Here is a 24783-nt window from a genome sequence, read left to right on the forward strand (position 1 = left end):
AGTATGTCCGAGCGAAACGACCCCGCCGGCCCGCATCAAAATGGACAGGCCAGCAACCGTGCAAGCTCGGGTGCGCGCGCACGCGACCCACGTCACCCACACGACCATGTCGTACTGAGGCACGCGCTGCGCGTCACGCTTGCGATCGCGCTCGTCATCTGGTTCATCGTCGCCGCGCTGCTGCTCGGCCTGCGTTACGTCGTGCTGCCGCGCGTGGATGCGTTCCGCCCGCGCATCGAAGCGATCGTGTCGGAGAAGATCCACGCGGAATTCCGCATCGGCAAGCTCGCGCCGCACTGGTCCGGGTTCCAGCCGGGCATCGACGTGACCGACCTGACGATCCGCGACCGCCACGGCGCGATCGCGCTGAACATCCCGCACGCGACCGCGACCGTCGCGTGGCGCTCGCTGCTCCAGTTGTCGCCATTGCTGTCGAGCATGATCGTCGAGCGGCCCGACGTGCTGATCCAGCGCGACGAGGACGGCACGCTCGCGGTCGCCGGCGTGCAGGTGCCGAGCACGCGCAGCGGCAACGCGACGTTCTCGACGTGGCTGCTGCGCCAGCAGGCGATCGTGCTGCGCGGCGGCACGCTGCGCTGGCTCGACTCGACGCGCGACGCGCCCGAACTGACGCTGCACGACATCCGCCTCGCGATCCTCAACGACGGTTACGACCACCGCTTCGCGCTGCAGGCGCCGAGCGAGGGCACGGTGCTGCACGGCCCGCTCGACTTTCGCGCGCGCTTTCGGCACGCGCGTTTCTCGCAAGCCGGCAAGCCGCTCGACTGGACCGGCGACGCGTACCTGTCCACCGGCCCGGTCGATCTGCCGACCCTCGCGCGCTACGCGAACCTGCCGATCACGACCTACGCCGGGCGCATCGACAACGCGATCTGGGCGCACTTCTCGGAAGGCCGGATCACGTCGGCGAACGGCGTGCTCGACGGCGCGGGCGTCGCGCTGCGCGTGAAGCCGACGCAGCCGAAGCTCGACGTGCCGGTCGCGCATTTCGACTGGCGCGTCGATGCGATCCCCGGCGACTTCACGCTGAAGCTCACCGACTTCCACGCGGAACTGGGCCAGCCGCCGCTCGCGGACGGCACGCCGCTCACCCGCTCGCTCGCGCTGGCGACGCTCGACGCGCGGTTCCGGCAGCAGTCGGTGCAGCACGGCCAGCTGTTCACGGTTCGCGGCGACCGCATCGACCTCGGGATCCTCGCGGAATTCATGCGGACGCTGCCGCTGCCGGCGCGCGTGCTGAACACGCTCGTGCGCTTCAACCCGCGCGGACTGCTCGCGAACTACGAACTCGGGATGGAGCGCGCGCGGCCCGAGGCGAACCAGGCCGCCGCCGAGCAGCGCAGCACCAGCATCGAGCCGTTCGTCCACTATCGCTTCAAGGGCGACCTGCAAGGCATCAGCGTCGCCGCGCAGGAGCCGCCGCCGGGCCTCACGCCGCGCAATCACCCGCGCGCGGGCCTGCCCGGCGTCGAGAACCTGTGGGGCAGCATCGACGCGGACGAACGCCACGGCACGATCCGGCTCGACACCGCGAACGCGGCGGTCACGCTGCCGGGCGTGTTCGACGATCCGCGCCTGTTGTTCGCGCGGCTGTACGGCTCGGCCGACTGGACCGTCGCGCCGACGCGCGAGCCGGGCGACACGCACAAGGCGTTCAGCGTGAACGTGACCGAACTCGGCGTGCAGAACCCGGAAGTGCGCGCGCGGATGGCCGCGCGTTACTCGAACCCCGGCCACGGCCGCGGCTCGCTCGACATGAAGGCCGATTTCGAGGAAGCGCGCGTCGATTCGATCGTGCGCTACCTGCCGACGAGCCTCAGCGAGAAGGTCCGCACCTATCTCGGCCACGGGTTGCAGGCTGGCGTGTCGCGGGGCGCGACGATCGAGGTCCACGGCGACCTGACGAAATTCCCGTACGCGCGCGACCCGGACGCCGGGCAGTTCCGGATCGTCGCGCCCTTCACCGGCGGCCGCTTCGACCCGTCGCCGTACCCGCCGAGGACGATGAGGAACGGCACGCCGAACGTGTGGCCGGCGTTCGACGGCATCGACGGCGTGTTCCGGCTGACGGAGAACAGGCTGCGCTTCGACATCGCGCAGGGCCACTATCGCGGTTTCGTGCTGCGCGACGTGACCGGCCGGATCGACGACACCGGCACGCGCGAATCGAACCTCGTGATCGCCGGCAACGGGCGCGGGCCGCTCGCGGACCTGATCGACTACGCGAACAACAGCGCGCTCGGCGGAATGTCGAGGCACGTCGGCGCAAAGGTGCGCGCGCAAGGGCCGGCGACGCTCGCGCTGAAGCTGACGATCCCGCGCATCCCGAAGCCGAAGATCCGCGCGGAAGGCGCGATCGGCTTCCAGAACAACCGGCTCGCGGTCGAGAACGCGCCGCCGCTCACGAACGTGACCGGCCGGGTCCGCTTCACGAACCGCAGCGCGACGACCGACCGGCTCACCGCGCGGTTCCTCGGCGGCGACGTGCGCGCGAGCGGCGGGTTGCGCGAGGACGGCCGCTACACATTCGACGTGGACGGCGACGTGTCGGCCGACGCCGCGCGCGGGCTCGGCCTGCGCGGGCCGACGGCGGCGATGCTGGAGCGGGTCCGCGGCCACGCGCCCTATGCGTTCAGCTTGCGCGGCGCGCGCGGCGGCGGGCTGCCGGAACTGACCGCGACGTCGGACCTGACCGATCTCGCGCTCGACCTGCCCGCGCCGTTCGGCAAGACGGCCGGCGCGCCGATGCCGCTGCGCTTCGCGCTGCGCCCGGCGGGTGAAGCCGGGCCGGGCGTGCAGCACGCGGAGCTGGCGCTCGGTCCGCTCGCGGCGAACTACCTGCTGCGGCCGGAGCCGAACGGGCAGCCGCCGCAGGTCGTGCGCGGCGCGATCGGCGTGAACCGGCCGGCCGACCTGCCGGCAGAAGGCGTGACGGCGGCCGTCGATCTGCCCGAGTTCGACGCGGACGCGTGGCGGCGGGTCGTACAGCAGTTGCGGGCGGCGGCGGCACCGAATGCCGGCGCGGCCGGTTCGGCGCGCGCGGCCGACGCCGCCGGCAACGCGAGGCGGCCGACGTCGGCGACGGCCGTTGCGGGAAAAGCCGCGATCAGAGCGGCCGCTGCGGAAACGGCAACAGCAGCGGCCGTTGCGGGAAACCCTGCGGCCAGAACGACCCGGGCGGCAAACGACAGCGCGCCGATCGCGGCCGACACGGCAGCGGCAAGCGCCGCGACGCCGCCGGCCGACGCAATTGCAACCGCGAACGCGATCCGCTCGAACACGCGCATCGCCCAGCCGGCCGACGCGGCGGAACAGTCCGCGGCCGCCGCCGCGAATCCCGCCGTCCCGCAGTCCGCGTTCGCGCCGTACCTGCCGTCGCGCTTCGCGGTCCACGTCGGCACGCTGACGCTGCTGAAGCGTCACTGGGAAAACCTCGTCGTCGGCGCGTCGCGCAGCGGCAACCAGTGGCAGGCGAACCTCGCGTCGAACCAGGTGTCCGGCCACCTGTCGTGGAAACCCGGCCCGGTGCCGGGCACGCCCGGCACGCTGGAGGCGCGGCTCGCGCGGCTCGTCGTCCCGGCCGCGACCGAAAACGACCTGCTCGGCCAGGCGATCTCGACGCCCGCGCAGAACATGCCGACCGTCGATCTCGTCGTGAACCAGCTGTTCGTCCGCGGCCACGACCTCGGCCGGCTCCAGGTGAACGCGCACAACCTCGAAGAGAACGGCGTGCCGGTCTGGAAGCTCGACATGTTCGAACTCAGCAATCCGGCCGCGCGCCTCACCGCGACCGCGAACTGGCGCACCGTCGACGAAACCGGCCCCGGCCAGGACGAGCCGACGCCGCGCCGCACGGCGGTCGATTTCCGGCTCGACGTGAAGGACGCCGGCGCGCTGCTCGACCGGGCCGGCATGCCGCATACGCTGAAGGGCGGCGACGGCATGCTGTCCGGCGACGTCGAATGGCGCGGCGGCCCGGCCGCGATCGACTATCCGACGCTGAACGGCAGCGTGGCCGTCGATCTGCGGCACGGCCAGATCCTGCGCGTGAATCCGGGCCTCGCGCGGCTGCTCGGCGTGCTGAGCCTGCAAAGCGTCGCGCGCTTCGCGACGATGGACTTCCGCGACGTGCTCGGCGAAGGGCTGCCGTTCTCGCGCGTGACCGGCACCGGCCGGATCCAGGACGGCGTCGCGCACACCGACGACTTCCGGATGGTCACCGCGCCCGCGCGCGCGGAGATGTCCGGCGACGTCGACCTCGCGAAGCGGACCCAGACGCTGCACGTGCGCGTCGCGCCGACGATCAGCGCGGGCGCGGGCGTGCTCGCGGCGGCCGTGGTCAATCCGCTGTTCGGCCTCGGCGCGCTGGTCGCCGACTTCGCGCTGTCGCATTCGATCGAATCGGCGTTCGCGTTCCAGTACGCGATCACCGGACCGTGGTCGAAACCCGAGGTCGAGCGGGTGCGCGGCGATCAGGGTAAGATGGACGCGCAGGTGCCGGCCCCCGTGCGCTGACGCGAGCGGAAAGGCCGGCAGGCACGGCGAATGCGGCCGACCGGTCGCCGGCGCGAACGAAATGCGCGGCCCCGGCGGCCTGACCGGCAACGCGGCCAGTCCGCGAGCGCACCGCCGAAACGCCCGCCTGTTTCCCCCTGGTTTATTGAAGAGCCGTCGATGAGCGATTCGCACAGCCAATCCACGCCGTTCCGTGTCGCCGCGTTGCAGATGGTCAGCACGCCGGAGCGCGAACGCAATCTCGCCGAAGCCGGGCGCCTGATCGCGGAAGCCGCGCGAGACGGCGCGAAGCTGGTGCTGCTGCCCGAATACTTCTGCTTCATGGGCTACAAGGACACCGACAAGCTCGCGATCCGCGAACCGTACGGCGACGGCCCGATCCAGCGTTTTCTGTCGGACGCCGCGCGCGAACACGGCATCTGGGTGATCGGCGGCACGCTGCCGCTCGTCGCGCCGGAAGCCACGCGCGTGCTGAACACGACGCTCGTGTTCGATCCGCGCGGCGAGGAAGTCGCGCGCTACGACAAGATCCACCTGTTCAATTTCGAGAAAGGCGAAGAGTCGTTCGACGAGGCGCGCACGATCCGCCCCGGCGGCGACGTCCGCACGTTCGAAGCGCCGTTCGGCCGGGTCGGACTGTCGGTCTGCTACGATCTGCGCTTTCCCGAGCTGTACCGGAAGATGGGCGACTGCGCGCTGATGGTCGTGCCGTCCGCGTTCACGTACACGACCGGGCGCGCGCACTGGGAACTGCTGTTGCGCGCCCGCGCGATCGAGAACCAGTGCTACGTGCTCGCCGCCGCGCAAGGCGGCAAACACGAGAACGGCCGCCGCACATGGGGACACACCATGCTGATCGACCCGTGGGGCGAAATCGTGGCGGTCCGCGACGAAGGCCCCGGCGTGGTCGCCGGCGACATCGATACCGCGCGGCTCGCCGAAGTGCGCACCAGCCTGCCGTCGTGGCGGCATCGCGTGCTCGGCTGCTGATGCGCCGCGGCCCACCGCCATCAGCACCCATCCAGCCGAACCGATCCGGCGTCCGCAACTTGATATCCGCGCACGCCGCCCGAATCTGCGTCATGAACTTTCAACCTCACCTGCCCGCATGAACATCATCGAACCCGTCATTCATCACCTTGCGATCGCGAAGGACGCGCTGCTGACGCCCTACGGCCTCGACGAAGCGGTGCTCACGCGCACGCTCGGCGAGATCTTCACGCACCGCGTGGACTACGCGGACCTGTACTTCCAGGCTACCCGCAGCGAGGCGTGGAGCCTCGAAGAAGGCATCGTGAAGTCCGGCAGCTTCAGCATCGACCAGGGCGTCGGCGTGCGCGCGGTGTCCGGCGAGCGCACCGCGTTCGCGTACTCCGACGACCTGTCGCCCGACGCGATCCGCCAGGCCGCGATCGCCACCCGCTCGATCGCCAAGGCCGGCGGCGGCAAACAGAAGATCAAGGTCGCGTCGTCGCTGAAAGGCGTCTCCGGGCGCGACCTGTACCTGAGCGCCGACCCGCTCGCGTCGCTCGACGCCACCGAAAAGGTGAAGCTGCTGGAGCGCATCGAGCAGATGGCGCGCGGGCGTGACCCGCGCGTCACGCAGGTGATGGCCGCGCTCGCCGGCGAATACGACGTGGTGCTGGTCGCGCGCAGCGACGGCGCGCTCGCCGCCGACGTGCGCCCGCTGGTGCGCGTGTCGGTGACGGTGATCGCCGAGCAGAACGGCCGGCGCGAGGTCGGCAACGGCGGCGGCGGCGGCCGCTTCGACTACGGTTATTTCACCGACGACGTGCTGTCGAAATACGTCGACGACGCGGTCCACGCGGCGCTGGTGAACCTCGACGCGCGGCCCGCGCCGGCCGGCGCGATGACCGTCGTGCTCGGGCCGGGCTGGCCCGGCGTGCTGCTGCACGAGGCGATCGGCCACGGGCTCGAAGGCGATTTCAACCGCAAGGGCTCGTCGGCGTTCGCCGGACAGATCGGCGAGCGGGTCGCGGCGAAAGGCGTGACGGTGGTCGACGACGGCACGCTGCCGAACCGCCGCGGCTCGCTGAACATCGACGACGAGGGCAACCCGACGCAGTGCACGACGCTGATCGAGGACGGCATCCTGAAGGGTTACATCCAGGACTCGCTGAACGCGCGGCTGATGAAGATGCCGGTGACGGGCAACGCGCGGCGCGAGTCGTACGCGGCGCTGCCGATGCCGCGGATGACGAACACCTACATGCTGAACGGCGACAGGGATCCGGCGGAAATCCTCGCGTCGGTGAAGAACGGCCTCTATGCGGTGAACTTCGGCGGCGGGCAGGTGGACATCACGAACGGCAAGTTCGTGTTCTCGGCGTCGGAGGCTTACATGATCGAGGACGGCAAGATCACGTACCCGGTGAAGGGGGCGACGCTGATCGGCAGCGGGCCGGAGTCGCTCAAGTACGTGAGCATGATCGGCAACGACATGCGGCTGGATTCGGGCGTCGGGGTGTGCGGCAAGGAAGGCCAGAGCGTGCCGGTCGGCGTCGGCCAGCCGACGCTGCGCATCGACCGCATGACGGTCGGCGGCACGGTCTGATCGATGCATGGCCGTGCGGTAAATCCGCACGGCCATGCAGACAATCCGCGCAAAACCACCCTCTTTCGCAATAGATCCGCATTTTCACCGAAACCCGCTTGCCAAGCCGCAGACTATCGGGTTATAAAGGCAATCACCTTTTTCGAATACCGCGCCGCTAAACCGCACTCCGCCATGTTCGCCACGAAGTTTTACTTTTATTTTTTCTGGCATCTCAGACCGCAGGCGGATCGAGAGGGTTGATAGCACGCGCAACACCCGAACACACGAAAAACCGCCAGCGAAGCCTGGCGGTTTTTTTTCGTCCATCCCGTAACCGAGCAGCAACTTCATCTAACGACTTTTTGGCAGCACCGTCCGCGCCACCCCGCAGACACGCTACGAACGGATCAGGAGAACCAGCCATGCCCCCGCACAACACCGACGATGTCCGCATCCGGGAATTGAAAGAACTCACGCCGCCCGCCCACCTGATCCGCGAATTCCCGTGCTCGGAAGCCGCGTCGAACCTGATCTACGAATCGCGCCGCGCACTGCACCGCATCCTGCACGGGATGGACGACCGCCTGATCGTCGTGATCGGCCCGTGCTCGATCCACGACACCAAGGCCGCGGTCGAATACGCGCGCCAGCTCGTCGAGCAGCGCAAGCGTTTCGCCGGCGACCTGGAGATCGTGATGCGCGTGTACTTCGAAAAACCGCGCACCACCGTCGGCTGGAAGGGGCTCATCAACGACCCGTATCTCGACAACAGCTTCAAGATCAACGACGGCCTGCGCACCGCGCGCGAACTGCTCGTGCAGATCAACGAACTCGGCCTGCCGGCCGGCACCGAGTACCTCGACATGATCAGCCCGCAGTACATCGCGGACCTGATCTCGTGGGGGGCGATCGGCGCGCGCACGACCGAGTCCCAGGTGCACCGCGAACTCGCGTCCGGGCTGTCGTGCCCGGTCGGCTTCAAGAACGGCACCGACGGCAACGTGAAAATCGCCGTCGATGCGATCAAAGCCGCGTCGCAGCCGCACCATTTCCTGTCGGTCACGAAGGGCGGCCACTCGGCGATCGTGTCGACCGCCGGCAACGAGGACTGCCACGTGATCCTGCGCGGCGGCAAGGCGCCGAACTACGACGCGGACAGCGTGAACGTCGCGTGCGCGGACATCGGCAAGGCCGGTCTCGCCGCGCGCCTGATGATCGACGCGAGCCACGCGAACAGCCAGAAGAAACACGAGAACCAGATTCCGGTCTGCGCGGACATCGGCCGTCAGCTCGCGGCCGGCGACGAGCGGATCGTCGGCGTGATGATCGAATCGCATCTCGTCGCGGGCCGCCAGGACCTGAAGGAAGGTTGCGCGCTCACCTACGGGCAGAGCATCACCGATGCGTGCATCGGCTGGGACGAGAGCATCCCCGTGCTCGAAGGGCTGGCCGAAGCGGTCCGGCAGCGGCGCGTCGCGCGCGGCAGCGGGAACTGATCGTCCGCTGGCGAATGCGGTCGAAGGCGCGCTGCGCTCCCTGCGCTACGCAGACGCCTTCGTCAAGCCGCCGTTCGAAGCGAAGCACGAAGCCATACCGAAGCCCGCGCGAGTCGCGGGCTTTTTCATGTCGGCTACAGGCGCGCGGCGCGTTCCGGTTTCACCGAACCCAGACACATCTCGGCAATGCCGATGACGTTGCCGATCAGCCGCCCGCGCCGGTCGAGGTGCGCTTCGGGCCGCACCGACTTCACGCAGTTCATCCCGAGCGCGCGCACGATGTTGCTCGCCGCCTCCTTGCGCGACAGCACGCCCTTGCGGCACAGGTACATCGCGTTCACGACCTGCGAGTAGCCGAACTTGCGCCCCGACACACGGCCGCCCTGCATCCCGAGATGCACGCCGAGCAGATAATTGCAGCGCACGAGCCGCCCGCGCCGCGACAGCCGCCGCGAGAAGTCCTTGTCCTCCAGCCAGCCGTATAGCACGAGCCGTTCGTCGAAACGCAGGTCGCCGATCGACTGCACGCGGCACGCCATGTTGCAGCCATACAGCGACGTGCACGGATCGAGCGGCGGACGTTGCAGCGCGGCCGCTTCGGCGCCATCGACCAGCGTGAGCGCCTCCTCCCACGCAACCGGCTGTCCGGTCGCGCCGTCGCGCAGCGTGCGGCCGGACAATCCGGCAAGCGACGGGTCGGCGGCGAACACGTCGGCGCACTGCTCGATCCAGTGGCGCTCGGGCGCGAAGTCGTCGTCGAAGAAGATCACGACGTCGGTGTCCGGCGCGAGCGCATCGAGCGCGCGATTGCGCTGCACGCTCGAACCCGCGGTGCCGATCAGCACGTCGACACGCAGACCGTTGGCGTCGTAGGGGCCGATGTCCGCGTCGCAACTGCCGGACAGGATCAGTTGATCGGGACGCACCGTCTGCCGCGCGAGCAGTCGCACCGCCCACGCGGTCGCGGCCGGCCGCCCCTTCGTCGCGATCACGACCGAAACGCGCAGACGCGGTTTCGCATCGTCCGTCGCTGCAAGCGGAATGTCGTCGGTCGCGAGGGTCGTCATCGGGTTCTCCGCTTTCCGGTGGTCGCTCGGCGGCTGCGTCGCGCATCGCGCGACCGCGCAGTACAGTACAGATCGCGCACTTCACGACGAAGCGCTTCGAGGTTAACACGCCGCCTCGGTTCGCCCCCGCCCATTCGACTGAAGTTGTCCGAAACGTTCTATTCATCGACCGATTCAAACAGTGCATCCGCGATGCGCCGAATACGGCTTCATTCACACTGCATCGAGCGCGTTTCGACGCCTGAAAATAAGGGTGCTGCGCTTCATCGCATGCCATAGCGCCGCACCACCGAACGGTTTCGTCTAATAATTATTTTCTAGTTCCGCTCGCGTGGCAATTCACCTACAACTACTAGGCAGATCGCGAAAACCCGTCGCGTTCATTCTCCGGAGCCGCCACGTGACTAACAGGATCACGTCCACCGAACCGGGCCTCTGTCCCGGCGAATGCGCAACGCGCACGACGCGGCCCACCGTGTTCTACGTGCAGCCGTTGATCGCGCGTTATCGCGTCGAAGTCGTCGAATCGCTGAACCGGCTCTTCAACGTAAAGGTGTTCGCGCGTTCCGAAGGCGTCGAGGCCAGCGGCTTCTCGCGCGAGATGCCTCATTGCGAGGAGTTCGTCGAGACGCGCATCGGACGCCTGCTGTCGCGGCGCATCCACATGCAGAGCCACGTGCTGAGGCGCATCGTGGTCGAGCGCCCCGATGCGGTGCTGATCTTCGCGGACGTCCGTTATCTGTCGTTGTGGCTCGCGCTCGTCGCCGGGCGCGTGATCGGCGTGCCGGTGCTGATCCATGGCCAGGGGCTGTACCGCTACAAGCCCGCCGGCCTGAGGCGCGCGATCTGCTATCGGCTCGCGGTCGCGCTTGCAACGCGCTATGTCTGTTATACGGAGGCGTCGCGCTCGTCGCTCGAACAGATCGGTTGCCCGCCCAACAAGCTCGTCGTCGCGAACAACTCGCTGACGGTGTCGCATACGGTCGATCCGTCCACGAAGACCGGCAGCGAGGACGGCGTGCTGTTCATCGGCCGGCTGCGCGAAGGTTCGCAGGTCGAGCGGCTGATCGAGGCGGTCGGCCGGTTGCGCGCCGAAGGACGCAACATCACGCTGCACGTGGTCGGCGGCGGCGAGCACGGCGAACGCCTGAAGCGCGACTACGGCGATCGCGACTACGTGGTCTGGTACGGCGCGGTATTCGACGACGCCGAGATCGCGGCGATCAGCCAGCGTTGCCGCGTCGGCTGTTATCCGGGCGCGGCCGGGCTCAGCATCGTTCACCTGTTCGCGTTGAGCCTGCCGCCTGTCGTGCACGACCACCTGCCGCTGCACATGGGACCGGAGCCAGGTTACGTCGAGAACGGCCGCACCGGCTTCGTGTTTCCGAGCGACGGCGGCGTCGAAGGGCTCGCGGACACGCTGCGGCACATCTGGGCATTGCCGCCCGGTGCGATGCGAGTCACGGCCGAAGCCGCGTCTGCGGCGTACCACGAACTCAATTCGCCGACGCTCGGCCGGCGGCTCGCGGAGATCGTCGACGCGGCGGTGCGGGCCTGATACCGCTGACACCAGCACGACGACGCGGGAAGCGCGTGCGACGACACGCGCCCTGTCATCCGTTATCCGAAGCTCGTCACGGCGTTCCCAACTGAACGCTCACCGCCTGCGCAACGCGCGATACAGCATCCACCCCGCCCCCGACGCCAGCCCGAGCGTCATCGCCCAGGCGATGCCGGTGACGCCCCAGCGCTGCGTCGCGACCGGCACCGTCGCGATCAGCACGACGACCTGGAGCAGCGACGCATGCGTCGCCGCGCGCGCGTCGCCGATCGCGCGCAGGTACGACACGAGCACCGCGATCAGCGCGCCGATCGCCATGTTGATTACGAAGATCCGGAACAGCGGCACCGCCGACAGCCACGCGGAACCGAGCACGAGGCTGAACAGCGGCTCCGCCGCCGCGCGCAGCACGACGACCACGACGACGAGCCCGAGCGCGACCGCGCCGAGATACATCCGGAACAGGCGCGCGGCCGCGTGCGGCCCGCCCCGATGATGCGCGGCGAAGGTCGGAAACAGGTATTGCGACATCGCGAGCGCCGCATCGGCGAGCAGCATCTGCGCGAGCCGCGACGACATCTGGTACGCGCCGAGCTGGGTCGGCCCAAGCAGCTTGCCGACCATCACCTTGTCGAACTGGTTGATCATCAGGTTCACGACGCTGCTCGCCCAGATCCAGCGGCTGAAGCCGAGATAGTGGCCGATGCCGGACCAGCGCAGCCGCACCGGCGGACGCGGCGTCAGCGTGGTCCACGTGAGCACGCCCTTGAACGCCTCGCCGGTCATCATCCCGATCAGCAGCGAGTACGGGCCGACGCCCGTGAGCGCGAGCGTGACGCCGACCGTGCAGTCGACGCACGCGCATGCGATCTCGATGCACGCGATGTGCTGGAAGCGCCGGTCGCGCTGCGCGAGAAAATACGCCGGCGACGACACGCCGCGCAGCAGCGGCAGCAGCGCGGCGATCTGCACGAGGCCCAATGCGCCGCCGAGATGGAACTGCGCGTCCATCAGCGGCGCGATCGCGACCAGCAGCAGCGCGACCAGCAGCCCGCGCGTCGCGAGGGTCGTCCATACCGCGCCGAACTGGTCGCGCGTCGGCGGCGCATGGCCCTGGATCATCGCCTGCGAGAGCCCGGTATCGGACAGCGCCTCCGCGATCGCGACCGCGAGCAACGCGACGCTCGCGAGGCCGATCGCGGACGGCCCGAGAATCCGCCCGATCGCGAGAAACTTCACCGCGACGAGGCCGCGCACGACGACCTGCTGCAACAGCACCCACGTCGCCGCACCCGGACCGAAACCCAACTTCACCGGCCTTGCCGGCAGCCGCATCGCGCGCAATCTGCGCCTCCGTGTCGTGTGTCGTACCGCCGTTGATCGCATCGTTGCGCGCGCCGCCGCCGTCGGGCAGCCCGCCTCGCGCGCGAAGCCGGCCGCGCGCCGGCCTTCGGTGATGCCAGGTTAAACCGTCTGCTAAATCGCGGAACGCCATCTGCCAGGCAAATTCGGACTGCGCCGGCCGCCGCCCTGTCCGTTTCCGACACGGATGCACCCAATCTGGCGTTTCTGTTCCATCGCGCGATGCTAAGGTGAAGCTACCTTTCGTCCCGCCGCCCTTGCGCCGACCGCCATGGAACTCGTGACCGCGCCCGTCACCCGCGTTGCCGTCGCAGCCGAGTCGCCCCCGGCCCGCTCCGCCGAACCGGAACGCGGCTGGATCGCGATCATCGAGCCGAACTTCAGCGGCCACCGCTGGCGTTACGTCGAGTGGATCGCGGATGCGTGCATCGAGGCCGGCGAACGCTGCATCGTCGTCACCGACCCGCGCCACGCCTCGCATCCGCTCTCGGAGCGGATCGCGTCGAACCCGCAGCCGAACCTGCGCATCGCGTTCAGCGACATGCGCACGCTCGCGCCCGGCCTGCTGCGCCGGCGCAGCAGCTACGCGCGTTTTCACACGCTGTTCACGCGCGGCTTCGACGAAGTGAGCCGCGAACTGCCGGTCAAGCTCGTCGTCGTGCCTTACGCCGATTATTTCTTCTACACGCTCGGGATGCTCGGCTCGCCGTTCGGCTCGACCGACTGGATCGCGCTGATCATGGGCGCGACGTTCCATCATCCGCAGGTCGGCATCCGCACGCCGCGGCGGCCGCTCGTCGATCGCGCGAAAGGCCTGCTGTTCGCGCGCGGCATGCACGTGCGCGGGCTGCGCACGCTGCTGACGATCGACCCGACGCTGCCGGACTGGTTCGCCGGCTCACGCGCCGCGCGTCACGCCGCGCCGCTCGAATACGTCGCCGACCCGTTCCCGGACACGCCGGTCGAAGACCCGCAGCGCGCGCGCCAGCGCCTCGGCCTCGATCCGCATGCCCGTTATCTGCTGGTGTACGGCGCGATCAGCGAGCGCAAGGGCATCCGCGAACTCGTGCAGGCGCTCGCGCGCAAGGGCGATTCGCCGACGCTCGTGATCGCCGGCGAACAGGACGACGAAACGCGCGAGTTCCTGAATGCGCATCTGCTGCAACTCGCACACGAGCCGGTCGTGTTCGACCGCTTCATTCCGGACGACATGGAGCGTTCGCTGTTTTCCGCGTGCGATGCGGTGTGGCTCGGCTACAAGCATCACTACGGGATGAGCGGCGTGCTGGTGCAGGCGTACCGGTTCGGCAAGCCGGTGATCGCGACCGCGGACGGGCTGATCGGCTGGTTCTGCCGCGACGGCCGACTGGGGCCGCGCATCGACGATCTTTCGCCGGAGTCGATCGCGCATGCGCTCGACGTGATCGCGCAACGATGGAGCGGCGAGGCGGACGGCGCTTCGCTTGCGACGCCTGCGAACGAGAACCTGCTGGCGCGCAACACGCTCGATCAGTTCAAGCGGTCGTTTCAGCAGGCGGTGAGCACGGCGCGGCCGTGAACGCAGTGGCGGGCTTCGGCCGATTCCCGATTCCCGGTTATCGAATGACTGCGACGCACAACGGATGCATAGCAGGCACTGCTGCATCAGCGGTATCTGTTTGCAAGCTCGCCCCTCACGACAACTGCCCTTCCACCGCCGCGACATTGCCGGTCGCCGGGACCTTCGCGCGCCGGTCCGGGAAATACGCATCGCGCAGCCGCAGGAACGGATATTCGATCGCGCGCGTCGTCAGATACCCCAGCCCGATCGCGATGATGAACTGCGCGGGCAGCACGATGGCCCAGATCGCGGTCGGCGGCCACGCCAGCGCCGCGGTCTTGCGGATCAGAAAGTCGCCGGGCGCGAGCGCAAGCGAATGCCACAGATAGATCCCATACGAATACACGCCCATCCACGCGACCGCGCGATAAAACCACGACGCGCTGAACATTCCCGAATGTTCGAGCACGAGCACGATCACCGCGCAGAAGCCGATCGCCTGCAACGTGAAGCCGATGCTTTCATCGAGCGCGGTGTGGCGCGTCGCGAACACGAGCCATGCGCACAGCGCGACCACCGCGACGATCAGCGCGCCGGTATGCGCGGCGAGCCGCCGGTACACGTCGGGTTTCATCCAGTACAGCGCGGCGAGCAGCACGCCGAACAGCAGGCTGTCGATCCGGTACTGCGTATACGCGAACGCCGCGTCGAGATTGCCGTTCGCGACCACGACGCTGCGCGCGGCGAACACCGCGACGCACAGCACGGCGAGCACGCCGATGATCACGTTCGCGTTCACGCGCCAGCGCGCGAGCAGCAGCAGCAGCGCGGGCAGGAACAGATAGAAGTGCTCCTCGACCGCGAGGCTCCACGTCTGCGCGATCGACGTGCCGTAGTAGTTCTGCAGATGCGTGAGGTTCTGCCACAGGAAGGTGTCGCGCGGATGCCGGCCGACGAACGTATGGAACAGGATCAGCGCATAGTACGCGGGCCAGATCTTGAACATCCGCCGCACGATGAAACGACGCGCGTCGATGCTGCCGGACTGGGAATACTGCTTGAGCAGCAGGCCGCCAACGAGGAAGCCGCTCAGCGTGAAGAACAGGTTCACGCCCTCGCGGCCGAAGTTCTTCAGCGGATACTCGATCGCTTCGATCAGCGGGTTGCCGGTGCGCACCGTATGGAAATGGAAACCCATCACCGCGAGAATCGCGATGCCGCGCACGAAGTCCAGTTCGACCAGCCGCCCCCGCGCCGTCGAACGCGTACCGCGCCATAGCTTCATCACGCATTCCTCAGTCAAATAACAGTGACGAATCACGCCTTCCGTTGCCCATCTTCGTCACCGGCACCTGCTTGCGTTCGCCAAGTTCACGGCGTTCTCGGACACGCGGCACGGGGCGGGCGATTTATTCTGCGCCGCCACAACCCAGGCCGATCTCGCCAGCGCCGCGCGCAACGGACTTCCGGCGTTTTATAGTGGACCGAACCTTCGCTTGCGGCACACCCGCCGCCTGCGAGCCCCTGCTCCGCACCGGGAGAATCGGCGATGCGAAACAAACACGCCATCCTGTGGATATGGATGTGCCTGCTGCCCCTCGCACTCGACTACAAGGCGCCGGACGCGCAGTCCGGTCTCGCCGCGCAATGGCTCGTCGTGATCCCGGCGCTCGGCAGCACGCTGATCCTCGTGATGATCGCGCCGCGTTTCACGCACCCGGCGCCGCTGCGCACGTTCGTCGCGACCGCGGTCGCGTTGAGCATCGGCGGCAGCGTCGTCACGCAGCTCGCGCAGGGCAACGATGTCGGCAACTACCTGCGCGTGCTGCTGCCGTTCATGCTGTTCGCGCTCGGTTTCGTGGCCACCTGCGGCCCGTGGAAACCGCTGCGCGTCGCGCAGATGGAGCACGCGCTGTGGTATGCGAACGTGCTCTGCCTCGTGTTCACGCTCGTGTTCGGGCTCGCGGTCGGCGGGCCGCTGCACGACGTTCGCTACCGGATCGTGTCGCCGACGATGCTCGGCCTTCAGGCGGTGCTGCTGCATCAGTTCATCGTCGCGCGGCGCTTCTCGGTGACGACGGTGCTGGTGTTCATCGCGACGCTTCTGATCGAGCTGCTGAGCGTGACCCGCAGCCTGCTCGTCGGCACCGCGCTGCTCGCGATGTTCGCGACGTGGATCGCATCGCCGTCGCTGCGCCATCTGCTGAGGGCGAGCCTGCGCGCGCTCGGCGCGCTGCTGTGCATCGCGCTGATCGCGGCGTCGTCCGCATGGTTCGCGCCGGAGGTCGCCGATCACTGGGCGCAGCGCGTGTTCGCCGCGAAGCAGACGAGCGCGGGCCGCGATCCGACGACGATCACGCGCCTCGCGGAGATGCGCGACCAGTTCGACCAGGTGACGTCGTCGGCCGGCACGCTGCTGTTCGGCGAAGGCTACGGCCACGAATACCGCTACTCGCCGATCTATCTGCCGGACCTGCAAGGGCAGATCAGCGAAAAGGATTTCTACGCGATCCAGGACTGGACCGCCGGCCATAACTTCTGGGTCTACCAGTTGTTCGCGGGCGGCATCGTGTTCGGCATCGGCCTGCCCGTCGCCGTGCTCGGCGCGCTGCTGCGCGCCGGCTTCGCGTGCCGGCGCTGGCGGCGCGTCGCGCCGCGCGATCCGATGCTCGGGCCGTTCGGCCGCGCGGTGATGCTGCTCGCCGCGATGCCCGCGACGTCGATCGGCGGCAATCCGCTCGGCGCGCGTTTCTCCGGCCTCGTGTACGGCGTCGCGCTCGGGCTCACCGTCGCGCTGTATGCGCAACTGCATTACCGGCTCGACGTGGTGCGCGAGCGCAAGCGCGCCGAGCCGAACTTCGCCCGGCCGGTGCAGGCCGCATCGCTCAATACGTTCGTCACCTCGGAGCCCAGATGAAAATCCTGCATCTCGTGTCCACCGTCGATCCGCGTTCCGGCGGCCCGATCGAAGGCGTGCGTCAGAGCGGTCTCGCGATGACGTCGCTCGGCCATCAGATCGAGGTCGCGTCGCTCGACCCGATCGACGCGCCGTACGTGCGGGATTTTCCGCTGCCGCTTCACGCGCTCGGCCCGGGCCGCGGCCACTACGGCTACAGCGCCGACTATCTGCCGTGGCTGCGCGCGGAAGCGCCCCGCTTCGACGCGGCGATCGTGCACGGACTGTGGCAGTACCACGGCCTCGGCGCGCGCCGCGCATTGCGCGATGCGAACGTGCCGTACTACGTGTACGCGCACGGGATGCTCGACCCGTGGTTTCGCCGCACGTACCCGGTCAAGCATCTGAAGAAGTGGGCGTACTGGCCGTGGGCCGAATACCGCGTGCTGCGCGACGCGGCCGCGGTGATCTTCACGACCGACGAGGAACGCCGGCTCGCGCGCGAGTCGTTCTGGCTGTATCGCGCGAACGAGCGCGTCGTGCCGTTCGGCGCGAGCGCGCCGCCGGCGAGCGCCGACGCGCTGCGCGACGCGTTCCTGCGAACGTCGCCGCATCTTCAGAACAAGCGGATCGTGCTGTTCCTCGGGCGGCTGCATCCGAAAAAAGGTTGCGACATGCTGATCCATGCGTTCGCCGAACACGCGCGCGAAACGCCGGACGCGCATCTGCTGATGGCCGGCCCCGATCCGGCGCACTGGCAGCCCGCGTTGCAGGCGATCGCGCAGTCGCACGGCATCGCGCACCGGATCAGCTGGCCGGGGATGCTGCAGGGAGACCTCAAGTGGGGCGCGTTCTACGCGAGCGACGTGTTCGTGCTGCCTTCGCACCAGGAGAACTTCGGCGTCGCGGTCGCCGAGGCGCTGGCGTGCGGGCTGCCGGTGCTCGTGTCGGACAAGGTGAACGTGTGGCGCGAGATCGACAGCGACCATGCGGGCTTCGTCGCTCCCGATACGATCGCGGGCACGCAGCAGATGCTGGCGTCGTGGCGCGCGCTCGACGACTCGGCGCGCCACGCGATGCGCGCGCAGGCGCGGCGCACGTTCGATGCGCGCTTCGCGGTGGAAGGCATGGTGAAGGCGCTGCTCGCGCTGCTGCACGAGCATCCGTCGAACGCGGACGCGCGCTCGCGCGCGGAACGCGCAATGCGGACGGCGTCGGCCAGAAACTAGGCGAACCCACGGGCCGCGCGCGATGCGCGGCCCGTGAGTCGTCAATCGAAGCGCCAGCGAATGAAGCGGCACGGATTGCCGCCGTACACGCCTTCGGCTTCGAGCGACCGGTGCACGACCGACAGCGGCGTGACGACCGCCGAACGCCCGATCGTCACGCCCATCTGCACCACGCATTTCGACGAGATCCACGCGCCGTCCTCGATCACGATCGGCTCGACGTGCAGGTCCATGTTCGTGCGCATCTCGTGCGAGCCGGCGCTCAGGAACGTCCCCTGCGACAGGCACACGTTCGAGCCGATCCGGATCGGCGCCTGGTTGTAGATCCACACGTCCACGCCGACCCAGCAGTGGTCGCCCATCTGCAGGTTCCACGGCGCCTTCACGCGCATCGGATGCACGAGCCGGCAGCCGCGCCCGATCTTCGCGCCGAACAGCCTCAGCAATGCGGCGCGCAGCCCCGAGAACGGCAGCAGGCGATTGTCGAGCACCCATGTCTCCACCACGTACCACGCGGCCTGCACGAGCTTGCCGCGGCGCGACACGTAGTTGCCCTTGCCCGCGAGACTCAGGTCGATCACGCGGCCGTCACGCCGTGCGTCGGTATCGGAACCGGCGTCGGCGCGCGGCTGCGCGGCGGTCGCCGCGGAGGCCGCGGACGCGGCGCGCGGCGCCGGCTCTGCGTCGTCCGGCATCGTCGCGGCACGCAGGCCGCCGATCCGGTTCACCGTGTTCACCGCTTCCGTCATGAACGCTCCTTGCGCGGTTGCGTTGCCCGCCGCCGGGCAGGCCGCCCGCGCGACGCGACCCATCGCGCGACGCCCCCTGCCGCACCCGCTTCACGCGGCCATTATCCGGCGCGTGCCGCATCGCACCGCACGCGTGTCCGACACGGGAAGTGTTTTGGCGGCGACGCGCGAAGCGGCGTGGGCACCATGCACGAATGACGCCGCATCGTCTGCGGCACACAGCGGAGACGCCCATGTGCATGCTCCTTCGTTCGTCCCCGGCGGCCAGCGCGCCGCGCGCCCGCCCGCATCTCACGCAGGCCGCGTTCGTGTTCGTGCTCGCCGCCGCCGTGTCCGCGGTGTGCGCCGCGTATCCATCGATCGCGCACGCGCAGGCGAACAGCGCCAACGCGGCGGCGTCCACCTCGGCGGCCGGCTCGCCGGGCGCCAGTCAGCAAAAGAACGACGACGACCTTCCGGCCGCGACGCGGCGCGCGCGCGCGGACGAGCGGCGGCTGCTCGGCGGCCCGCGTTCGACGTTCGACCCGTATGCGAGCGACGACTCGTCGCCGGCGTCGCAGGAAGACGCGCTGATGAGCGAGCAGCGGATGACGATCGTGAGCCCGTCCCAGTTCTTCGCGGCGGGCAGCATGACGTCCGGCGATCCGGGCAGCGACGGCGGGGGCGGCGGCTCGATACGCCGCTTCGGCCGCGCCGGCAACGCGTCGGACGCGAACGGCGCGGGCGGCCAGGGGGGAGGGTCGGGCGCGTCGTCGCGCTACCGCTACGGCAGCGCATCGGCGTCGCCGGTGTATCGCGATCCTTATGAAGCGCAGCGCACGGCCGCCGGTCAGCCGTACCGGTCGCCGTGGTGAAACGCATCGCGAAGCGCGGCGCGCACCGTTAAGGCACGCGCGCCGCGCCGGTCACAGCCTGCAACGCCTATTGCGCATCCGACTGCTCGATCTCGGGCAGCGCGGGGCCGGCCGCGCCGACCGCCGCATCGGATGCGACGCCGTGCGCGCCGGCGGCAAGCGCACCGACGGCCGCCGCATCGACCGCGGCGGTCGCCACCGCCGGCGTCATCGCGCCGCCCTGCACGAGCGCCGCGAGCCGCGCATCGAGCGCGCCGAAGATCGAATGCGGCGACAGCATCCGCTGCGCGTACTGCCGCGCCGCGCGCCCGAGCGCCGCACGGCGCTCCGGGTCCGCCGCGAGCGCGACGATCGTCGCCGCGAGCGTGCCGCTGTCCTCGGGCGGCACCGCGACGCCGTGGTTCGACACGACGTCGAACAGGCTCGTGCCGGGCCGCGCCATCGCGACGACCGCGCGCCCGCTCGCGAGCATGCCGGTCAGCTTCGACGGCATCACCAGATCGGCGGCGTCGCCGCGTTGCGGCAGCACGTGGATGTCCGCGACGTTCAGCAGTTCGTTCAGCGACGCGGTCGGCTGCAGCGGCAGCACGTGGCAGTTCGGCAGCGACGCACAGCGCGCCGCGAGTTCGCGTTTCGCCGCGCCGTCGCCGCAGAACACGAAGCTGATGTCGCGTCTCGGCGCGAGCGCGGTCGCGACGTCCGCGAGAATCTCGATGCCCTGCTTCGCGCCCATGTTGCCGGAGTACAGCACGACGGTGTTGTCCGCCGGAATGCCGAGCCGCTCGCGATACGCGCTCGGCGCCGGCAGCGGATAGATCGCGCTCGTGTCGACCCAGTTCGGCACGCACACCGCGCGCTGCGCATCGACGCCCTTGTCGACGACGCGCTCGACCATCTTCGCGGAGATCGACGACACGACGTCGAAGCGGCGCAGCAGCAGCCGCTCCATCGCGCGCGCGAAACGCGCCGCGCGGCCGCCTTGCAGCAGCCCGAGATCGAATGCCGCGTCGACCTCGAAGTCCTGGATGTGCAGCCACGTCTTCGCGCCGGCCGCGCGCGCGGCCGCCAGCGCGCCCGGCGCGCACAGCAGCGTCGGCGCGATCAGCATCACGACCTGCGGCCGCCACGCCGCGTGCCGGATCAACAGCGGCAGCGATGCGGCGGCGAAGCTCGCGAGATGCACGATCCGCTTCAGCCCGCCGGGCCGCGACGGCACCCACAACGGCGCGCGCCACACGCGCACGCCATGCCATTCGTCGCGCTGGTAGCGCCACGCGCGGTAACCGTCCTGCACCCGCCACTGCGGGTAATAAGGCGGCGCGCAGACCATCCGCACATCGTGGCCGCGCGCCGCGAGCAGCTCCGTCATTTCCGCCGTATATTTGCCGACCCCCGACATTTCAGGCGCGTAGTTCAAGCCATAGACCAGAATCTTCATCGCTTCATCGTCCTCGTTCGCTTCATGCGGCGCACGGCCGGGTGAGATGAAATGCGCTCAGCCGCCGAGCATCAGCGCGCAGCCGCGCGCGATGTTCGCGGCGGCCGACGGCGGGTCGAAGCGGCAGATCACGTCCATGCAGCGGCGCGCGGTGCCTTCGGCATCGACGAACGCCTCCATCGCCTTGCGCATCGTCCGTTGCAGCGCGGCCGCGTCGCCGGCCGGGAACGTGTAGCCGCTCACGCCGTCGATCACGAGTTCCGGCACGCAGCCGCAGCTCTCGCTGACGACCACCGGGCAGCCGTGCGACAGCGCCTCGTTCACGACGAGGCCCCACGGCTCGCTGCGGCTCGGCAGCACGAGGCAGGTCGCGCCGTAGTATTCGCGTGACAGCGGCTCGTCCTGCAGGCTGCCGAGAAACGTCACCGCGCCGTCGATGCCGAGCGCCGCGACCTGCTCGTCGAGTTGCGCGCGCTGCGGCCCGGTGCCGACCAGACGCAGCCGCACCTCGGGAATCCGCCGGTAGAGACGCGCAAACGCTTCGAGCAGCGTCGAAATTCCCTTCTCCCCGGACAGCCGCCCGACGAACAGGAACACCGGCGGATTGCCGTCGCGATAGCGCGCGCGCTCGACGAGCGCACGCTCCGGCGAGAACGAGCCGGGCAATGCGGCCGCCTGGCACGGCACGAAGATCTTTTCGCGCTTCGCGCCGAGCGACATCAGATACTCGCGGCTGCGTTCGCCGAACCCGAAATAACCGTCGCAGAACGAGAAGAACAGCCGCTTCGCGATCGACGTGTGCAGCCGGCGCGGCCGGTCGCGCCCGGTCGAGTCGCAGAACACCGCGCGCCGCTTGCCGGTGACGATGCACGCGGCGAGCATCGCCCAGTACTCGGGACGGTGATAACCGGGCAGCACGATCAGGTCCGCCTTCGCGCTGAACACTTCCCACACGAGACGCCGGACCATCCGCAGCATCGGCACGTCCTCGTAACAGCCGTCGAACAGCTTCTGCATCGGATAACGATGGAACGAATAATCGACGTCCGAAAAGCCGACGCGGTCGTGTTCGGTGTCCGCGATCTGCACCATCGAATAACGGATCGCGCCCGCCGCCGAGATGTCGTGCAGCGCGGTGAACACGGCACCCTTGTGGCGCGACCAGACCACGTTGTGGAAAATCTTCACTGATGCAGTCATCGGACTGCTCCTCGTGATGCGGGCTCCGCCTGCCGGCTGTCGCTCACGCCGCGCGCGGCTCCCCGTTTCGCTCGACCGTCCGGCGAGAGCCGGCTCGCGACGCCGCGGGCCGGCGCTCGCCGGGCCAGAAAAAGCGGACGTCGTTCAGCCGGTCCCGCGCACGACGCCCGCCGCCCGCAGACACTCAGGCAGCCCGCGCCCCCACTTCGCACGCAGGCAGCGCATGCGTATGGAGGAAATCGTCGTAGGTCCGCGCGAGCCCTTCTTCGAGGCCGATGCGCGCGCGCCAGCCGAGCCCGCCGAGCCGCGACACGTCGAGCAGCTTGCGCGGCGTGCCGTCCGGCTTGGTCGCGTCGAACACCAGCTCGCCGCCGAAGCCGACCGTCTCGCACACGCGCTCCGCGAGTTCGCGGATCGTCAGGTCCTCGCCGACGCCGACGTTGTACAGACCGTCGCCGGTGTCGTGCTCCAGCACGAAGATCGTCGCGTCCGCGAGGTCGTCCACGTGCAGGAACTCGCGGCGCGGCGTGCCCGAGCCCCACACGGTCAGCGTGCGCTCGCCGCTCGCGCGCGCCTCGTGCGCCTTGCGGATCAGCGCGGGCAGCACGTGGCTGCTGGCCAGGTCGTAGTTGTCGTTCGGGCCGTACAGGTTGGTCGGCATCAGCGACACGAAGTGCGTGCCGTACTGGCGGTTGTACGCCTCGCACAGCTTCAGCCCGGCGATCTTCGCGATCGCATACGCCTCGTTGGTCGTTTCGAGCGGCGCGGTCAGCAGGTACGATTCGCTGATCGGCTGCGGACACACGCGCGGATAGATGCACGACGAGCCGAAGAACACCAGCCGCTCGACGCCCGCGCGGTACGCCGCGCCGATCACGTTGGTCTCGATCGCGAGGTTCTCGTACGCGAACTGCGCGGGCTGGGTCGCGTTCGCGAGGATGCCGCCGACCCGCGCGGCCGCGAGCAGCACCGCGTCGATCTGCTCGCCCTCGAAAAATTCGTCGACGGCGGCCTGGTCGGTCAGGTCCAGCTCCGCGTGCGTGCGCGTGACGAGGTTCCCGTAGCCGTGCGCCTGCAACGCGCGCACCAGCGCCGAGCCGACCATCCCGCGATGGCCGGCGACATAGATTCGTGCGTTCCTGTCCATGGCCTCACTCGTGATGTTCGAGCGCCTTGAAGCCGGCGAGCGTGACGAGCGCATCGCGCCGGGCGATCTGGAAGTCCGCGCGCACCATTTCCTTCACCAGCGAATGGAACGACGTGGTCGGCTTCCAGCCGAGTTTTTCCTGCGCCTTGGTCGCGTCGCCGAGCAGCGTCTCGACCTCGGTCGGCCGGAAGTAGCGCGGATCGACGCGCACGATCACGTCGCCCGGCTCGACGCGCGTGTCGCGGCCGTCCACCGCATCGACGACGCCGACCTCGTCGACGCCGCTGCCCTCGAAGCGCACGGTGATGCCGAGTTCGGCCGCCGCCGCGCGCACGAAGTCGCGCACGCTGTACTGCACGCCGGTCGCGATCACGTAGTCCTCCGGCATGTCCTGCTGCAGCATCCGCCACTGCATGTCGACGTAGTCGCGCGCGTGGCCCCAGTCGCGCAGCGCGGACAGGTTGCCGAGATACACCGCCTTCTGCAGCCCGACCGCGATCCGCGCGATCGCGCGCGTGATCTTGCGCGTGACGAACGTCTCGCCGCGCTGCGGCGACTCGTGGTTGAACAGGATGCCGTTGCACGCGAAGATGCCGTGCGCCTCGCGATAGTTCACCGTCGTCCAGTACGCGAACAGCTTCGCGACCGCATACGGGCTGCGCGGATAAAACGGCGTCGTCTCGCGCTGCGGCACCTCCTGCACGAGCCCGTACAGCTCGGACGTCGACGCCTGGTAGAAGCGCGTCTTCTGCGCGAGGCCGAGGATGCGGATCGCCTCCAGGATGCGCAGCGTGCCGAGGCCGTCCGCGTTCGCCGTGTACTCCGGCTCCTCGAACGACACCGCGACGTGGCTCTGCGCGGCGAGGTTGTAGATCTCGTCCGGCGCGACGCGCTGGATCACCCGCAACAGGCCGGTGGAATCGGTCAGCTCGCCGTGATGCAGCTGGATGCCCGGTTCGGGATCGTGCGCATCGCGGTACAGGTGATCGATGCGGTCGGTGTTGAAGAGCGACGCGCGGCGCTTGATGCCGTGCACCTCGTAGCCCTTCTGAAGCAGCAGTTCTGCCAGATACGAACCGTCCTGACCGGTGATCCCGGTTATCAAGGCAATCTTACGAGCCATCGTGCTCTCCTCGCGTGTGCGAAATGGA

The 24783-nt window shown here is 69.0% G+C and carries 18 protein-coding genes; 9 read left to right on the top strand and 9 right to left on the bottom strand.

Translation table 11 applies throughout. From position 1 onward, the window contains the following. Window positions 1–3: 3 nt before the first annotated feature. From BLV92_RS14955 to tldD, 3 genes are all read left to right on the top strand, one after another. Window positions 4–4536 (top strand): YhdP family phospholipid transporter, encoded by a 4533-nt coding sequence (locus BLV92_RS14955; RefSeq protein ID WP_244283799.1) that lies wholly within the window; start codon window positions 4–6, stop codon window positions 4534–4536. A gap of 159 nt (window positions 4537–4695) precedes the next feature. After that, window positions 4696–5526: a carbon-nitrogen hydrolase family protein gene (locus BLV92_RS14965; RefSeq protein WP_090546128.1), complete on the top strand. Its 831-nt coding sequence runs from the start codon at window positions 4696–4698 to the stop codon at window positions 5524–5526. A gap of 118 nt (window positions 5527–5644) precedes the next feature. After that, on the top strand, window positions 5645–7111 hold the full coding sequence (tldD, locus tag BLV92_RS14970) for a metalloprotease TldD (RefSeq protein ID WP_090546130.1): 1467 nt from the start codon (window positions 5645–5647) through the stop codon (window positions 7109–7111). An 84-nt stretch (window positions 7112–7195) separates the two neighbouring features. On the opposite strand, the gene BLV92_RS32095 is transcribed toward tldD, so the two are convergent. After that, window positions 7196–7444 carry a hypothetical protein gene (locus tag BLV92_RS32095; RefSeq protein ID WP_167626987.1) on the bottom strand — a complete coding sequence of 83 codons (249 nt, stop codon included), beginning with the start codon at window positions 7442–7444 and terminating at the stop codon, window positions 7196–7198. A gap of 71 nt (window positions 7445–7515) precedes the next feature. Here BLV92_RS32095 and aroG point away from each other — a divergent pair, with 71 nt between their 5' ends. Then, a complete protein-coding gene (gene aroG / locus BLV92_RS14975) occupies window positions 7516–8589 on the top strand; it encodes a 3-deoxy-7-phosphoheptulonate synthase AroG (protein WP_090546133.1) in 1074 nt (357 codons plus the stop codon). Window positions 8590–8723: 134 nt separating this feature from the next. On the opposite strand, the gene BLV92_RS14980 is transcribed toward aroG, so the two are convergent. Then, a complete protein-coding gene (locus BLV92_RS14980) occupies window positions 8724–9656 on the bottom strand; it encodes a glycosyltransferase family 2 protein (protein ID WP_243842435.1) in 933 nt (310 codons plus the stop codon). A gap of 400 nt (window positions 9657–10056) precedes the next feature. On the opposite strand from BLV92_RS14980, the gene BLV92_RS14985 reads away from it, so the two are divergent. Continuing rightward, window positions 10057–11214, top strand: a complete 1158-nt coding sequence (locus tag BLV92_RS14985) for a glycosyltransferase family 4 protein (protein ID WP_090546135.1) — start codon at window positions 10057–10059, stop codon at window positions 11212–11214. Between the two features lie 99 nt (window positions 11215–11313). Here BLV92_RS14985 and BLV92_RS14990 read toward each other — a convergent pair whose 3' ends face one another. Further along, window positions 11314–12561, bottom strand: coding sequence for an oligosaccharide flippase family protein (locus BLV92_RS14990; protein WP_090546137.1), 1248 nt, complete (start codon window positions 12559–12561; stop codon window positions 11314–11316). A 289-nt stretch (window positions 12562–12850) separates the two neighbouring features. On the opposite strand from BLV92_RS14990, the gene BLV92_RS14995 reads away from it, so the two are divergent. Then, on the top strand, window positions 12851–14137 hold the full coding sequence (locus BLV92_RS14995) for a glycosyltransferase (RefSeq protein ID WP_090546138.1): 1287 nt from the start codon (window positions 12851–12853) through the stop codon (window positions 14135–14137). A gap of 115 nt (window positions 14138–14252) precedes the next feature. Here BLV92_RS14995 and BLV92_RS15000 read toward each other — a convergent pair whose 3' ends face one another. Further along, window positions 14253–15404, bottom strand: coding sequence for an acyltransferase family protein (locus BLV92_RS15000; protein ID WP_090546140.1), 1152 nt, complete (start codon window positions 15402–15404; stop codon window positions 14253–14255). 264 nt (window positions 15405–15668) lie between these two features. Here BLV92_RS15000 and BLV92_RS15005 point away from each other — a divergent pair, with 264 nt between their 5' ends. Together BLV92_RS15005 and BLV92_RS15010 are read left to right on the top strand one after the other, a co-directional pair. Next, the gene (locus BLV92_RS15005; protein WP_134042277.1) at window positions 15669–17036 is read left to right on the top strand and encodes a hypothetical protein; all 1368 of its coding nucleotides are present in this window, start codon (window positions 15669–15671) and stop codon (window positions 17034–17036) included. Further along, window positions 17033–18244, top strand: a complete 1212-nt coding sequence (locus tag BLV92_RS15010; RefSeq protein ID WP_177197917.1) for a glycosyltransferase — start codon at window positions 17033–17035, stop codon at window positions 18242–18244. The genes BLV92_RS15005 and BLV92_RS15010 overlap by 4 nt, the downstream gene beginning before the upstream one ends. Window positions 18245–18285: 41 nt before the next feature. Here BLV92_RS15010 and BLV92_RS15015 read toward each other — a convergent pair whose 3' ends face one another. Continuing rightward, window positions 18286–18993 (bottom strand): DapH/DapD/GlmU-related protein, encoded by a 708-nt coding sequence (locus BLV92_RS15015; RefSeq protein WP_244283800.1) that lies wholly within the window; start codon window positions 18991–18993, stop codon window positions 18286–18288. A gap of 233 nt (window positions 18994–19226) precedes the next feature. Between BLV92_RS15015 and BLV92_RS32100 the strand changes: the two genes are divergently transcribed. After that, the gene (locus tag BLV92_RS32100; protein WP_090546144.1) at window positions 19227–19847 is read left to right on the top strand and encodes a hypothetical protein; all 621 of its coding nucleotides are present in this window, start codon (window positions 19227–19229) and stop codon (window positions 19845–19847) included. 67 nt (window positions 19848–19914) lie between these two features. Here the strand turns inward: BLV92_RS32100 and BLV92_RS15025 are convergent, their stop codons facing one another. The 4 genes from BLV92_RS15025 to gmd form a co-directional block, all read right to left on the bottom strand. Further along, window positions 19915–21285, bottom strand: a complete 1371-nt coding sequence (locus tag BLV92_RS15025) for a glycosyltransferase WbuB (protein WP_090546146.1) — start codon at window positions 21283–21285, stop codon at window positions 19915–19917. 57 nt (window positions 21286–21342) lie between these two features. Continuing rightward, window positions 21343–22485 (bottom strand): glycosyltransferase family 4 protein, encoded by a 1143-nt coding sequence (locus tag BLV92_RS15030; RefSeq protein ID WP_090546147.1) that lies wholly within the window; start codon window positions 22483–22485, stop codon window positions 21343–21345. A gap of 184 nt (window positions 22486–22669) precedes the next feature. Further along, a complete protein-coding gene (locus BLV92_RS15035) occupies window positions 22670–23632 on the bottom strand; it encodes a GDP-L-fucose synthase family protein (protein WP_090546149.1) in 963 nt (320 codons plus the stop codon). A gap of 4 nt (window positions 23633–23636) precedes the next feature. After that, a complete protein-coding gene (gene gmd / locus BLV92_RS15040) occupies window positions 23637–24755 on the bottom strand; it encodes a GDP-mannose 4,6-dehydratase (RefSeq protein ID WP_090546151.1) in 1119 nt (372 codons plus the stop codon). Window positions 24756–24783 lie beyond the last annotated feature (28 nt).

It is taken from the genome of Paraburkholderia caballeronis (genome assembly GCF_900104845.1).
GTDB classification, from domain to species: Bacteria; Pseudomonadota; Gammaproteobacteria; order Burkholderiales; family Burkholderiaceae; genus Paraburkholderia; species Paraburkholderia caballeronis.

Coding starts and splice junctions, on each gene's coding strand:
- BLV92_RS14955 (WP_244283799.1), top strand. CDS start 4: ATGTCCGAGCGAAACGACCCCGCCGGCCCGCATCAAAATGGACAGGCC.
- BLV92_RS14965 (WP_090546128.1), top strand. CDS start 4,696: ATGAGCGATTCGCACAGCCAATCCACGCCGTTCCGTGTCGCCGCGTTG.
- tldD (WP_090546130.1), top strand. CDS start 5,645: ATGAACATCATCGAACCCGTCATTCATCACCTTGCGATCGCGAAGGAC.
- BLV92_RS32095 (WP_167626987.1), bottom strand. CDS start 7,444: ATGAAGTTGCTGCTCGGTTACGGGATGGACGAAAAAAAACCGCCAGGC.
- aroG (WP_090546133.1), top strand. CDS start 7,516: ATGCCCCCGCACAACACCGACGATGTCCGCATCCGGGAATTGAAAGAA.
- BLV92_RS14980 (WP_243842435.1), bottom strand. CDS start 9,656: ATGACGACCCTCGCGACCGACGACATTCCGCTTGCAGCGACGGACGAT.
- BLV92_RS14995 (WP_090546138.1), top strand. CDS start 12,851: ATGGAACTCGTGACCGCGCCCGTCACCCGCGTTGCCGTCGCAGCCGAG.
- BLV92_RS15000 (WP_090546140.1), bottom strand. CDS start 15,404: ATGAAGCTATGGCGCGGTACGCGTTCGACGGCGCGGGGGCGGCTGGTC.
- BLV92_RS15005 (WP_134042277.1), top strand. CDS start 15,669: ATGCGAAACAAACACGCCATCCTGTGGATATGGATGTGCCTGCTGCCC.
- BLV92_RS15010 (WP_177197917.1), top strand. CDS start 17,033: ATGAAAATCCTGCATCTCGTGTCCACCGTCGATCCGCGTTCCGGCGGC.
- BLV92_RS15015 (WP_244283800.1), bottom strand. CDS start 18,993: ATGACGGAAGCGGTGAACACGGTGAACCGGATCGGCGGCCTGCGTGCC.
- BLV92_RS32100 (WP_090546144.1), top strand. CDS start 19,227: ATGTGCATGCTCCTTCGTTCGTCCCCGGCGGCCAGCGCGCCGCGCGCC.
- BLV92_RS15025 (WP_090546146.1), bottom strand. CDS start 21,285: ATGAAGATTCTGGTCTATGGCTTGAACTACGCGCCTGAAATGTCGGGG.
- BLV92_RS15030 (WP_090546147.1), bottom strand. CDS start 22,485: ATGACTGCATCAGTGAAGATTTTCCACAACGTGGTCTGGTCGCGCCAC.
- BLV92_RS15035 (WP_090546149.1), bottom strand. CDS start 23,632: ATGGACAGGAACGCACGAATCTATGTCGCCGGCCATCGCGGGATGGTC.
- gmd (WP_090546151.1), bottom strand. CDS start 24,755: ATGGCTCGTAAGATTGCCTTGATAACCGGGATCACCGGTCAGGACGGT.